At 56.9% G+C, this 14,195-nt stretch carries 6 protein-coding genes; 2 read left to right on the top strand and 4 right to left on the bottom strand.

Annotation, left to right across the window (positions count from 1 at the left end):
- Position 1 precedes the first annotated feature (1 nt).
- Positions 2-3,835, top strand: coding sequence for a UvrD-helicase domain-containing protein (locus tag DMP03_RS12300; RefSeq protein WP_152120847.1), 3,834 nt, complete (start codon positions 2-4; stop codon positions 3,833-3,835).
- Positions 3,836-4,171: 336 nt separating this feature from the next.
- Entirely contained in the window at positions 4,172-7,309 is a 3,138-nt protein-coding gene (locus tag DMP03_RS12295; RefSeq protein ID WP_172967150.1) for a homing endonuclease associated repeat-containing protein, read from the top strand.
- Between the two features lie 278 nt (positions 7,310-7,587).
- Here DMP03_RS12295 and DMP03_RS12290 read toward each other — a convergent pair whose 3' ends face one another.
- From DMP03_RS12290 to DMP03_RS12275, 4 genes are all read right to left on the bottom strand, one after another.
- Positions 7,588-10,677: an AAA family ATPase gene (locus tag DMP03_RS12290; protein ID WP_152120845.1), complete on the bottom strand. Its 3,090-nt coding sequence runs from the start codon at positions 10,675-10,677 to the stop codon at positions 7,588-7,590.
- 34 nt (positions 10,678-10,711) lie between these two features.
- Positions 10,712-12,160: a metallophosphoesterase family protein gene (locus tag DMP03_RS12285; RefSeq protein ID WP_172967149.1), complete on the bottom strand. Its 1,449-nt coding sequence runs from the start codon at positions 12,158-12,160 to the stop codon at positions 10,712-10,714.
- Between the two features lie 296 nt (positions 12,161-12,456).
- Complete coding sequence (locus DMP03_RS12280) at positions 12,457-13,500, bottom strand: hypothetical protein (RefSeq protein ID WP_152120843.1); 1,044 nt, start codon at positions 13,498-13,500, stop codon at positions 12,457-12,459.
- The gene (locus tag DMP03_RS12275; protein ID WP_235908751.1) at positions 13,500-13,973 is read right to left on the bottom strand and encodes a hypothetical protein; all 474 of its coding nucleotides are present in this window, start codon (positions 13,971-13,973) and stop codon (positions 13,500-13,502) included. The genes DMP03_RS12280 and DMP03_RS12275 overlap by 1 nt, the downstream gene beginning before the upstream one ends.
- Between the last annotated feature and the right edge of the window lie 222 nt (positions 13,974-14,195).

Raw genomic sequence — 14,195 nt, 5'->3', positions numbered from 1 at the left:
GATGGTCTCCTACGAGGACCTGACCGATGAACAGCAACGGGCTGTCGATGCCCTTGACCGGAATGTAACCCTCACAGCCGGGGCAGGAACGGGCAAGACCACCACGCTGACCGCCCGATACCTGGAGATGATCGAACAGTCGCTCGCGGAACAAACCGACGGCGGGACTGGTGAGGCCCAGCTGCTACCTGAGCACATCCTTACGACGACGTTCACCGAACGGGCAGCAAACGATCTCGAGGAGAGCGTCCGAACGGAAATCACAGATCGCATTGAGTCACTCGATGTCGGGGAGTTCGATGCCTGGCGTACGGTTGCGGATGAACTCGAGCAAGGGTACATCCACACGCTCCATGGGTTCTGTGCTCGGCTGCTGCGCGAACACGCGCTGACGATTGACGCCGTGGATCCTGGCTTCGATACGCTAGACGAAAACGAGACGACCGCACTGATCCACGATACGGTTGGTAGCGTCCTCGAAGAATACGAGAACCACGAGGCAACGCAAACGCTAGCCCGGCGGTTCTCTCGAAGCCAGCTCCAGGACGTCCTGACCGATCTGCTGGGCGAGCGACCGGAGAGTCTTGAGTGGGCTGATCGGTGGGCGGACGCCACGGAGGAGGAATACATCTCGTTCGTTGAGTCGGCCCTGCATCCGATCGATCCGGATGAAGCCGCCGAGCGGCTGGCCCACCCCGACTTCGTCGCGGCTGCGGCTACCCTGCGCGAGTTCGTTGAGGACCCCCCAGATATCGAGACCGGGGGACAGACCTGGCAGCGTGCGGAAGGAGTCGTGGATCGACTTGACGCTGGGTTCGATGATGGTGTTTCATCCCGAGCCAAGCAGTCGACGATTGCGGAGCTCAGTATGCACCTCACCAAGGGTAGTGGGGAACGCTACGCAGGCTATACGGGGGCCAACACGCGGTGGGGAGACCATCCCCGAAAGGCGGAGTTCGACAGCGCGTTTGAGACACTGGTCGAAACACTCCAGCCCGAGGAGTACGCCGTCAACGTGGATCTGGAGATCGAATCGAACAGCTTCCCGTTCGTCCAGGCGCTCGCAGAGCTGACCCAAATCGCGGCTGCTGAGTACGAGGAACGGAAAGATCGGCAGAACGCTGTCGACTTCACCGACCAGATTTCCTACACCGTTGACTTCCTCCAAGCACCGGAGAACGCCGACATTCGCGAGGAGTTACGGGAGCAGTTCGAGTACGTGATGGTCGACGAGTTCCAGGATACTGACCCACGCCAGTGGGACCTCATCAAGCTCCTGACGGCCAGCGACGGGGAAACGTTCGATGCCCAGAACGTGTTCGTCGTGGGCGACGTCAAACAGAGCATCTATCGCTTCCGAAACGCCGACGTCACGCAGTTCCGCGAAACGGCCACCACTCTCGAGCAGGTGTCCCAAGACGCTCGAAACACGGGTACAGAAAGCGATGATGACGACCAACTTTCGACGAACTTCCGAACGCTGCCGACGGTGCTGGAGTCGATCAACGAACTCTTCGAGGCCATCTTCGACGAAGACGGTGAGCCCTACGAAGCGGCCCCCCAATCCCTGACAGCCGATCGCGACGATCCAGCGGATCTCGGTACTGTGGAGTACCTCACGGTGCCAACCGATGCCGACCTCAGAGAACATCACTGCGATCACTACGCGGACTTTGCCACAGCCGAGCCGGAACACGACACAGAGTTGGAGGCGATGGCGCTCGCCGCCCGTCTCTCCCAGATACTGGCTGAACCACTTCAGGTCTACCCCGAGGAGGACGAAACAGATGACGATAGTAGCGAGAGTGAACCCGCTCCAGAACGCGGACTGAATAGTCAAGAAGAGACAGAGGGCAGTGATGAACCACCGGAGCCACGGGATATCGAACCGAGCGATATTGCTATCCTCATCCGCAGCCGCACCCACCTCAAAAAGTACGAACGAGCGTTAGAAGAGGCGGACGTCCCCTATTCGGTCGCGTCCGGGATCGGCTTCTACGAATCGACAGAAATCACCGCGCTGTTGAACCTCTTCCGGGCTCTCGCCGATCCAAGTGACGAACGCGCACTCTACGCAGCGCTTCGGTCGCCGTTATTCGGCCTCACCGACGACACGCTCGCCCAGTTGAAACTCCATGACGACTCTTTGTGGGACGCACTCGCGACGAGTGAGCATCAGGAACTCCAAGATGCCTACGAGTATCTCCAAGAGTGGCGTCACTTAGCTGGACTTGGCGACGAGGAACCCGCTGGATTCGACGGGTCGTGGGCCGCGTATCTAACGCGGATCCTCGAGGATACAGGCTACTTGGTGAGTGTCAGCGCCGACGAGCGTCCACAGCAGGCGATGGCGAACGTGGAGAAGTTCCGCGAACAGCTTCGCGGATGGAGCGACGATGGCGTTCGGAGTCTTACGACACTTGTGAGTCGGATCGAACGCCGCATTGAGCTCGGCGGCCGGGAGAGCGAAGCTGACACGACCGGGGAGGGCGCCCAGATTCTAACGATCCACGACGCCAAGGGAATGGAATTCCCGTTCGTCGTCGTCCCGGGGATCGGTCGCGAGTTCAAGGATGAAGCGGCCCTGGGCGGCGGGAAAGTCGAGTTCGAGCAGATTGGTGGCCAGCACGCAGTCGGAATGAAGGCACCAAGCCCGGACGACCCGTTCGAGATGGTGGATACGATCGCCCGTGACACGATTCGTGAGCGCCGTCGCGCCGAAGAACGCGCCGAAGAGAAACGCGTACTCTACGTGGCCTGCACACGAGCACGAGACCATCTGCTCCTGAGCGGCCTCCACGAGGCAGCTGGAGAGACCGAGGAACCAACGATGACGGATCTCGAGGAACCGGACCCTGAGTCAGCATCGAGTTGGCGCGACTGGGTGCAGCCAGAACTCCTCACCGAGGACGTGTGCACTGCCCTCGATTCCGATACCCACGTCCGGCGTACGTACGGTGACGGCACGTACACCGTGTCACTCCCGACACCGCCAGCCAAGCAGGTGCAACCTGATCCCGATATCGACCCCGACGTTGAACTGTCGCCGCGACCGCCCAAGCCAGATGTCAGCTTTCGGTTTTCGGCGACTGACCTTGCGTCACTCTACGGGGAGTATGGCGAACTCCAGTTCGACGAAGACACGGGGACCATCTACGTCGAAGAGACCGACGATAGCGAGACGAGTCCGGAGAATCGACACGGTGAAGAGGACCCAACAACCGGAGAGGCCGAATCGGACAGCCGCTCAACAGAGGAAACGAGTATCGAAACGGACGGCGTCGACGCGAGCGTATTCGGCGAGATGGTGCATCGACTCTGCGAACTGCGGCCGCCGGAAACTCACTGGCCGCATCTTATGGAACAGACGCTTGTTGACGAGGGGGCTACGGTCTCACTCTCACCCGAACTCCAGAACCGCGTGAGTACTCATGCCCAGCGCGGGATAGACTACGTTGACGAGCAAACCACGGACGTCGATGTAGAGCACCAGTACGACGAATTGTATGTTACTGCGGAATTCGAGCGCGGGGAGATATCGGGGTTCATAGACCACCTGATCATCACGCCTGACGCGTACCATATTATCGACTACAAGACAGGTGATGTCACACCTGAGGAACTGGAAGCTGACGCGGAGTATTACGAGAATCAGATGAAGGCCTATGCGATTGCGTTGAACCAACAGGAGACTGGCCGTAGCGTCCGGGTTTCACTCATGTTCACGACGCTCGATGACGCATGGGCCGTTGAGTGGTCACCTGATGAGATTGAGTCGATAAGAAAGGGAATCGGCGAGGAAATCTGGGGGCAATTCGAATCTATTGAGCGATAACGACCGCCAAGAGTGTACTTAAGTACAGGTGCTGATAGCCGCGTGCCGTTGAAGACTTTGCGGACGAAAAAAAAAACGAAAATCGCTCTTCCGTAAGAGATTGTTGATACAACTCTCCGGAGAGGAACCGGAACAAAAACTGCCCGTCTAATTTTCCAACGACCGGGTTCTAGTCTCACTCAGTTCATCAAAGAACCGAAAAACTGCTCGACATCAACAATGTGCTACACAAGAGCGTAGATCCGGTTCTCGTAACCGTCGGCCGACACGCATCGGCTGCCGATGCTCGGGCGGGTGGCGTGTGTTTTAATTAGACGTCCAGCTGCTTTGATATGTATGGGAACGCGGAAATCGCCGGTCGAGGTAGCCAGACAGGAGTTCAGCATCACGCCCGAGAATCCATACTACTGGGTGCGGCTGCTCAAACCCGTTCACAACGAGACGCTAGCGGAGGATCTGGACACGGAAGCAGTACGATATTCGCCGGCGGAGTTCCCGGGACTCATCTATCAGCCATTGTTCGGCGACGAGACGTTTGTCTTCATCAATCGGGGGGCAATCCTCGTCGACCTCACGAGTGCGACGGCTGAGGAGGCCGAAGACAGCATCGACGATCTCCTGTCAACGCTCGTGGCAAGGGGTGTCCTCGATGGGGCGAATCGCACAGAAATCGAGGCGATCTCGCCCGGGCAGTTATCGACGGACGGCGTCGCAGCGACTGAGGAGGAGGACGGAATCGATCTCACGGTTTCAATCCCCAACATCATGCAGTCGATGGTCCGCCGACCGTTGTTCGATCCCCGAGACCGGCTGGTCGTACCGGACACAGATCTGACACTTCTGTTCGACGATCTCGCCGATGGCGAACGTATTCGATACGAATACGCTGGCAATCAAGGGTTCCTCGAGCTGACGGCCTCCCCGGATGGAGCCACTTTCACCGGTATCGACACCGATGAGCACATCGGGCTTGTTTTCACCCGCGACCGACTCCGCTATCAGTTCGAGACGCCGGAGAGTCGCTTCTGTTCGGTATCGAACTCCGGGGCCATGATCCTGACGACCAGCTTCACTGACGCAACCGTGGTCGTCTACGACGAAACTGGAGCTCAGATCTTCGAGACAGACGTGGCGTCGATTGACGACGTGACAATCAGCCCGGACGGCCGGCAGTTCGGCTATGCTGGCCACATGGCGGATCTGAACCAGGAGGTCGTCATATTGTGCGAGCGCCTCGATGATGGAACGGTCGCACAGACGACGGTCACCGACTACGGCTCAATCGAGTACGATTCCGAACGCGGGGGGTTTCGGGTCGCCGAGCAGTCTAAAGACGTCTTCACGGCGCTGCTCGCACCGGACGGAACCGTTATGGAGGAATACGATCACGAGACCTCCCGTGGCAACGTCAACGAGTTGCTGACCCGACTCGCAAAACAGCCAACTGAAGACGACGACATTGTGGCCGACATCAGGGTGGCGGTTCAGGAGGAACCGGCGCTGTTTGCGCCTCACATCCCTTCATTCGTGAAGCGACTCGCGGACAATGAGTTTCCTCAGGGGCCGACGACAGACATTCCTCGCCTCTTCGAGACGCTCGCCAAGGAGACACCATCGGCGTTCGAGCCGACGCTCGACCAGCTTTTTGAACTGTTGGAACGCCCCGACGTGGGCCACCAGCCAGAGAGTGCCGTCGCCGTTCTCCAGCAACTGCTCGAGAACGGCGTAGCACAAGAGCGGATTGTAGAGCGACTGGACCGCCTCGTCGCGACCAACGATGAGGACCGCCAACGCTGGGCGCTGCAGGCGTTGCAGGGGCTCCCCGCAGCCGATCTTGTCGGGTACGAGGCAACTCTCGATCAGTTGCTCGAGTTGCTGGATCGAGAGATGCCACCGAAGATGATGCTACCGGTCACGGCAGTGTTCAGCGTCCACGAGCGTCAAGAGGGGGGTGCAGCGATCGCGGAGAACATCGTCGCCGCCGACAAGACCGACGTGCTGATGACACTCCTCCAGTACGGGCACAACCGGCGTGGAGGCGTCATTGGATCAGGGTTGACAGCCACCGTCTCTGCGTCTCTTGACGACTCGGAGACGAGTTCTGAAGAGCCAGCCGAGCGAAACGTTGACCTCGGTGGGCGCGAACTATACTATCTCAACCAGAGAGTCGCAACTCTTCTCTCGACAGTCGCCTCCAAGCGCCCCGATGCTCTCGTTCCCCACCTCGGTCGCCTGCTGTTGGACGTGAATACGGAAGGGGAGTCGATGGAGGTCGTTCGCAAAAACGCAGTCGACATCGTCGAAACGCTCGTCGAGCAGGACCCCGACAGACTCGAAGTGGCGGCCGAGCGAAACGCCGACCTGATCGTCAAGCTGCTCAACCACGACGAGGCCCGGGCGGGTACGCTCGGCGTCCAGTTGGCTGCGCTCGCCGGTACAGAGCGTACCCAACAGGAGATACGGCAGATCGCCGAGACGCCGTCACATCAGCTCTGGAACGACGCCACCGACGCCCTCGATCAAATCGGGTCTGACACCGATTCCGACCGCGACGCCCCCGACGGCTCTGGCGGTGACAGCGACGCCGTCCCGGAACCGCTGACGCGAGTCGCCCAGTTCCCGGTCGATTCGACGGTGGCGCTGTCTCTTCCCCGTCCCGAGGATATCGAACGGTATCGGGAGGACGCCAACAAGGAGCGAAGCGACATCGAGCGCCGTGGGGAGGAGGCCCAGCGCATCCACCGCAGTTACATCGCGGCACTCGAGAACGGAGCGGTGAGTCCACGGCTATCCGTGCTGGCCGACGTCGTCTTCGCGACGACGCCTGACGAGAACGTCACCGCAGCGTTCCCGACCGGGCCGCGGATTCGGGCACGTCGTGAGGAACTGGACATCCCTCGATCGGAACTCGCCGAGCAGGCAGGGTGCTCGGACAACCGGCTGCGGGCCATCGAGACGAACCAGGCTGACCCGCAGGCCCACGAACTCGACCGGATCGTCGGCGCACTCGAAGGGCGAGATGTGGAAGGGACGTATCCGGTACGAGACACTGTCCGTGAGGCCTGGATCGAATACGGAACCGCACTCGCCGAAGCACTCGGGCGGTTCCCGAAATCCGGCGAGATGGTCCACAGTCAGGATGTCGAGGGCAATCCCACCTTGAGTGAGGCGGACATCGGGTTCAACGGTTCGGAGTCCGTCTACTTGGACGTCGAGATACCCGAGGTCCCCCACTGGTCTGTCTTCGACGGCTGGGGCGAGCTCCTGGCCGCACTCCATGTCGACACCGAGTACCGGTCATCCGGAAGCCCCCTCCGTTCGACACTCATTGAGGAACTCCGAGAGATCGACGAGGTCATTGATGGCCGGCCGACGACGAGCGACATCGACGAACACAGCGAGTACTCCTATCACTACTACAAGAAGGAGTTCGGCGGAATCCGGGACGCGTTCGACGCTGCAGATATCAGTTGACTGTACTGTTCACTGAGGATTAGGTATATCCCCTAATTTCAGGGGCTGGCTGAATTAGACCGCTTGAAGACACGTCCGATGACATGCTTCGGCCTCTGCAACGAATGGACGGTCTCGGTATGGAGTTGACGAATTCTTAAAATGTGCAGTCTCTTTGTCGACATCTACCGGCCAACGATGGTACGCCAGCGACACGAATGGTTGCACCCTCTCAACAACATTATCGATCACTCTTACATATGGGAATTGATGATACAGTTCTTCCCAGAGAACCGTGCTTAGAATTCCACCGATAGTGTATTTTCTGGCTCAGCAACTGACCGGTTCGTACCCTGTCGTTGGCGGACTTGGATTCGCTGATCAGCGCTATCGATTAGTCCTTCGTCGTGGCTAACGACGATAGTTTGTTTGACACCAGCGGTTCGCATTGCTTCGACCACATCATTAAGACGGTCAACGTGACCGTCATCCAGATGCGCAGTTGGTTCATCTAGGATGAGAGGCGGCATTGGGACATCATCTTCAAACCCTTCTGTGAGAAGTCGATAGATTGCACCTCGGAGTGCGAGGTTGAAGACAGCGGATTCACCACCAGACAGTTTGGTTGGTGGAAGTTCGCCTCCACCTTTCTCAATAAGTGTAGCATCGTACTCCCGATCCAATTTGATATCGGCGTACGCGTCGTTGCGGTAGAGCGTGTCGAACATCTCCTGGAGTAAGTCTTCAAGACGGTGGACGTTTTGTTCCCGTAGGTCAGCTCGAAGATTGACGAACATCTCTTCCAACTCGGCGACCTGGCTATTGAGTGCAGAGACAGCAGTTGCTTCGCGTTGCCGGGTATCTCGTTTATCCCGAAGATTGTTCAACTCGGTTAGCTGTCGCCCGAGGTCCCCAAGATGTTCACTGACAGCGCGTTCAGTAGTTCGTAAGTCTTCGAGGTCTTCTTCCAGATCATCGAGATCATTGTCGATGTTAGCGACGGTCTCTTCAGCTTGGTTGAGTTTTTCTGGGTCGAATGACTCAACCGCATCAGAGTGGTCTCTAATCGCATCTTGCAGTTCGGTGTGCGTGTCGATGACCTCGTTAGCTTGGGTATCAAGTTGGTTCTTGGCTAGTTCACGGTCGCGTTCGGCGTTCGTGCGGTTATCTGTAGCCTCTTCGATTTGACTCAATACTTCCTTCCTGGCTAGAGCGCGGGTAAGGTGAGCAAGGGTACGTTCAGCTGCTCGGCTGAGAACGGCGGCAGTCAGGTGCTGCACGACTGCCTGGAACCGTTTTCGTTGAGCTGCTTGACGCTCTTCTCTGGCTTTGAGATAATGGTCGGCAGCCTTCTCGTGCAGTGGAGTCAGGTTCGTATCCGGGTCCACCTGTATTGCGCCAGCAGTCGCGTCAGCCCCTGAGATAGTGACGGTGAGATCCTCTCCGTACAAGGATTGGGCCGTCTCAAGGAGCTCCGCGGCTTTGTCTTGGCGGCTTTGTAAGTTTGTAATCCCCTCTTCGAGCGCTTCAGCCAGGTTTGCAGCGTAGTCACGCTCGTCTTCCCACTGCTCGCGTTGTTCGACGTTTGGTGCGCCCTCAACTGGTCGTCCACATTCGGGACATTTTCCCTCTTCGAGTAACCGGTCAGCCTGTTCGATTCGTTCACCGAGCCTGGCTACCTCGTCACGGTAGTGAGCCTGTTCGGCTTTCAGCCGCGCTATTCTGTGTTCTAGCGTATCGATTAGTGCCTCCAAAACTGCATCAGGATCGGTGCGCTCGGATGCAACGTCGAATGGTGAGTCTTCGATTTCGGCATGGAGCTGCTCGCGCTCGTCCGCTAACTCATTTCGGCCTTCTCGAACGTTAGCAATATCGGATAGTTTCGAGGAGGCATCAGTAAGAGCCGTCTCGACCGCGCGGTTGTGCTCTTGTGCATCCTGTTCGAGGCGATTGGCTTCCGAACGGGCGTCCGCCACGGCATCCTCGAACGCTTGCAGCCGATCCCGAATCTCACCGACAGTGGCTCTAGTTTGGTCTTGTGCAGCCGCAGCCACGTCGACTTCAAACGTTGCTGGATCAACATCGAGCCCGGAGGTGGGGACCCGAACTCGCGAAACATCAATTTCTACATCCGGATTGATCAGTGGGTCAACATCCTCTTCATCGACCTCCTCTGTGGTTTCGATCGTTCCACCGCCGTCACGAGATTCGCCAGTAACTGCGGGCGTAAGCGGTGCCGTTGCCGTTGAGATGTCTTCCAGCAGGTCATCAGTAGTTTGGGCTGTTCCCACCTTGGCCTCGTCATTTGCTCCGTCTACGATGGCAGCTGCTGTGTCGCGGGCTTCAGTTTCTGATTGTCGTAAACGCCCGTCCCCCGTTGCGTCCTCTAGCGCGTCTGTGGCGGCAGTACCGGCTCTCTCTGCGATCTCGTCGACGATGTCCTCGACCGCACCGAACTCCCTGCTGAGATCGCCTTTCCCAACTGATAAGAGGCGTTTTAGTTCGTCCTGATGTTGTTCGACTTTTGCCTCGGCAGATGTGAAATCCTCCTGTAGCGCCTGGTAGTCAGAAATTTCAGCCGCCAAGTCCGTCATATTCGTCTCTACAGCATCTTCTGTTTCTTCGACGTCTTGTTTGAACGCCTCCTGGTTTGTAACAATCTCCTCGGAGTCTGCTCGTTCGTTTTCTAATTCCTCGATTTCGTCTGTGATAGCTTCGCGCTCGTCTTCGATGGTTGATTCAAACCCGTGCAGTTGCTGTTTTCTGGATCGAATTCGAGGTTCGTTGTACTCGGCGATTTGGGTGGTGAGTTCTTCGACCTGATCATCTTTAGTATCAACAACGCGAGAGACGCCAGTTTCGATGCTATCCATACGTGCACGATACCGCTCCAATTTACTCATTTGGAGCAGGTTATCGATGATTCGCTGGCGTTGTTTTGGCGTAGCTTCAATAAGACGGGATACGTCTCCTTGTTGAACGTAAGCGCTGTTTAGAAAGTCTTCAGCGTTTAACCGGAGTTCTTCTTGAATCAGCTCATCGATAGCACTTATTTGATCAAGATCGGGTTGCCCAGGTGGAGTTGTTAAATCAGCGGACTGCGTCGTAGAGGCACGAATCCGGATTTCACGTGTTACTTCGTAGGACTCACCCCGATGGGCAAAAGACAACGTTACCTGTGCAGTATCCTCATCAGTTGTCACAACATCGTCCATAGTCGTTCCGGTTTCTAACGCATCGCTACCGTACAGTGCGAAGAACGCAGCTTCTAATAATGACGATTTCCCGGAGCCATTATTCCCGTACAGGACCGTGACGCCGTCTTCAAAACGAACTGATTCATCGGTAAAACAACGCCAGTTTTGAACGCGGATTCGTTGAAATTGCATGGTATTTTTGTGGAGGTTAGCTTAAAAACTAATTTCAGTCGTTGAGTTCCTCAAGCGCTTCTTCGAGCAGTTCTTCGTTACCGACATCGTCACTGTCGCCTGCGGCACGCGATGTCGTTCCAGATGCATAATCAGCGGGGCCGCTCTCGATGGCGTCATCGGGTGCATCGGTCTTGTCGACGTGGAACGCCTCAGGTGATTCTCGTTCAAGAAGTGCCGTGACTGTCTCTTGAGCGGTGTCAGCCATACCGCTATCAATGAATTGGTCAGTATTCATAGCCATCTCGAGAAGCTGGTCAGCAGCTTCAGTGACGACGATATCTTGACGTCGTTCTTCGACAGCAGCGTCGACATCAGCGAATTCGACTGCTTGATATTCCCGTTCGTCCTCGAGCAGGTCTCGACGATCGCTGACTCGCGTGACTAAGGCACCGAGCTCTGTGCCTAAGTTTTCGATTGGCCCAACAGGAATTCGCTCCTGAACGGCCTGTTCAGCCGTGTCGTCGCTGGCATCTATTGGCTCGGGGACTGGAGGGTCATCCTCGGCAGCCATCAGAGTCACCTTGAGAACAGCTCGATCGAGCGTGTCGATTTCCTCTCGAATCGTTCGTTCGACGGTTTCGATCCCGTCCCCGCGCTCGAGTGGAACATCAACATACACGAATTCGCGAGCACTTTCGATTACTCGGCGATCGATATGTTCTTGCGCATCAACATCTCCGTCCGCAGGAACCGTTACTAGCGAGTAGGTTCGTGGATCACGTTGGTCAGCTTTGGTTCGTTCAGTAGAACCAGCGTAGCTAATCGGAATGCGTTCCCGGGATGAAGAAGTGGCTGCGCCCTGCTCCGAATTAGTATCCGTCTTCGAATTGGCCGAGCCGCGGTCGGAATCTACGTCGGAAATATTCCTGCTAACTAGCCTGTAGTCGGCACCATGGTCGTCCCCGACGAGCATGAGATCGAAATCAACAGGACTCTCGGCGAGAATCCGCTGTGTACTCCAGTCACCGTGTCCGAAAGGCTTGAACAATCCGTGTCCGACCAAAATTGCGCTATCTGTCTGAGGAGCGTCAAATTGATAGTCGAGACGGTCACGTTGGCCAGGGGGGACGTAGTCGAGTCCATAGATTGTTGTGTCGTCGATGCGGGTTCCTTCGGCGTCCAGCCGAGTGGCTAGGTCGACTTCGACGAGCAGTTCCACCCAATTCCGATCGTGCGTGCGTTCGTGATTGCCGACGATCAATAGAAACGGGATATCGGCACGCTGTAGACGTTGAAGTTCCGTTAAGAGGGTCTGTAACGGTGTGATACCAGGTCGACTGGTGTGAAAAAGATCACCAGCATGAACCACGGCATCGACATCGTGCTCAATAGCAGACGTGATCACTTCGCTAAATGCGTCGGCGAAATCTTGGCGGCGGTCGTCAAGGTGATATTGTCGGAATCCCAGATGAGTGTCACTCGTATGTAACAGATATGCCATCTGTACAGCCATTCCGAGCCATATCGGATAAATACAGGGGTGAGATCCGCCTCAATCCACTCTTGTGTAGTACAGAAGACCGACCGAGCAACTGACTCGATGCATCCGATTCGGTTTCTAAAGTCACTACGGAACACCCCCGCTGAGCAGGTCAGAGAGTGGCGTAGACAACTAGCTCGACGATCTGTTCGGTCCAAAACTGATCCGAATAGATGGTTTCGCAAACACGCTTGATATGTCGATCGAGAATATCGAAGAGAGGAAACGATAGTTTCCGATACGGCTGGGACGCTAGCTCATTTCGTCGCCTCGTATTCAGCTGTGACTGCACGATCACGTCGCAGTTTCTCACGAACGTTCTCGCTTCGACAATCGACATCCAGACGTCGGCGTTGCCAATCCTCCCCAGATTTGCCGTTCCACACCCCGTATAGTGTTACCTTTGGGAGTCGCAGAACGCCGAACAGCACTGAGAGCGTGTAGAGCGCATCCTGCAGTTCGTCCCATGTAACGGTCACCTTCCGTGGAATATCAACTGGGAAGCTCACATGTTGCGCGAGTACCCCTTCCTCACGAGCCAGCTCGACGAACCCGTGGTCATTGCTAAGGAGAATTACTCGCTTTCGACTATCTTGGTCGTACTCCGCGTAGGCGTCTACGATGGCTTCGTCGCCCGTCTCACTCTCGATCGTATCCGCATACCGATGGTCGCGGAGACGGCGGTACTCGTAGAGCCCGAGGAATCCTTCACGGTTCGCCCCAGCCGGCTGATTGTCCAGCCGCGCGAACTCGGAGCCGAACGCATCCTCGAGGGTTCGCGTCTCGTAATGGTTGTAATGCCAGTTGAGTTCCTCGTAGATACCTGTCGCGAGGGCAAAGCCATTGACTGGGCTTCGTCCCTTGTCGTCACTGTAGCGCTCCGGATCCAGTCGGAGCACATCCGGCATCCGCCAGGCGAGGAGGTTCGTATCGATGCCCAGTGCCACAGGCTGATGGCCGGCGTCAAGGTCAGGATGTCCCTGTCGGCGGAAGAACGTCTCCACGTCCTCGCGATTTGCGATATTGACGAGGCCACCAGCAACGAGCGCTCGAATGTAGGTATCCTTGTCAGGCAGGTCGTCGTATGCCTGTTCGCCGTATGTCGTGTGGAGTTCCTCGCGGGAATCCTGGTACGTGAGCGCGCCCTGCGTGAATCGGACCGTGGTTGCGACGGGATCGGAAAGGTCGATCTCAAGGAGTTCTCCGATCTCCTCACACGGGTGCCGAACACTAACCGACGTACTGCCCTCCGTGTACAGCGCGTTGAGGAGATGCGTGATGTGGTGGCGAGCAAGTTGCATTAGAAGACCTCCTGAAAGTCGACGAGTTCGACTACTGGTCTGGGGACATCGGGGTACAAACGGCCGTAGAAGCGGTTGTTCGAGACGTAGAGATAGAAGACGTGGTCGGCCTCGAACTGAATCCCCGCTTGGAACGCGATCGCTGACATGAACTTTCGACCGGGAGTGACGTCAACCGCCGCCGTACCCCCTTCATCCTGTATCTGGGCAATCGGTTCACGGAAGTGCTCGACGATACCCCGAAAATCAGTCTCCGTCTCGAGGTGCGTCACGGAGAGGTCCGGGTCGTCACCGCCGTATTCGACGACCACACGCTCCATCATAGACGTGATGTCGTCGAACTGGTCACCGACGCCAGGATTATCCAGCACGTACAGTTCGTCGGGGAGGAATCCCTCTTCACAGGCCGCGATGAGAGGATTAATGACCGCCTCCAGGTTCGTGCTCATGGTTGTGAGCCACGCATCGACCATTACTCATCGACCTCCCGACTGAGCGGTGTTGGCTTTCCATTTCTCGTGCTCGATCTCCGGATGCCGGACTGCTACTCGTCGAAGCGATTCGGACATGACGTGGAGTTCTCCGATCATCGTGTGGGCCTTCTCACGGAGGTCTGTAAGTTGATCCTCTGGACTGATGTCCGTCAACGTCCGTTGCTGCTGCGGGAGGCGAAGCTGTGTGAGGTAATCCAGAAT

It is taken from the genome of Halosegnis rubeus, from assembly GCF_009184545.1.
GTDB classification, from domain to species: domain Archaea; phylum Halobacteriota; class Halobacteria; order Halobacteriales; family Haloarculaceae; genus Halosegnis; species Halosegnis rubeus.
This window is presented reverse-complemented; position numbering and strand designations above follow the sequence as displayed.

Bases quoted from the DNA above. Each gene is read 5' to 3' on its own strand.
- DMP03_RS12280 (WP_152120843.1), bottom strand. From the start codon at position 13,500: ATGCAACTTGCTCGCCACCACATCACGCATCTCCTCAACGCGCTGTAC.
- DMP03_RS12290 (WP_152120845.1), bottom strand. From the start codon at position 10,677: ATGCAATTTCAACGAATCCGCGTTCAAAACTGGCGTTGTTTTACCGAT.
- DMP03_RS12300 (WP_152120847.1), top strand. From the start codon at position 2: ATGGTCTCCTACGAGGACCTGACCGATGAACAGCAACGGGCTGTCGAT.
- DMP03_RS12275 (WP_235908751.1), bottom strand. From the start codon at position 13,973: ATGGTCGATGCGTGGCTCACAACCATGAGCACGAACCTGGAGGCGGTC.
- DMP03_RS12295 (WP_172967150.1), top strand. From the start codon at position 4,172: ATGGGAACGCGGAAATCGCCGGTCGAGGTAGCCAGACAGGAGTTCAGC.
- DMP03_RS12285 (WP_172967149.1), bottom strand. From the start codon at position 12,160: ATGGCATATCTGTTACATACGAGTGACACTCATCTGGGATTCCGACAA.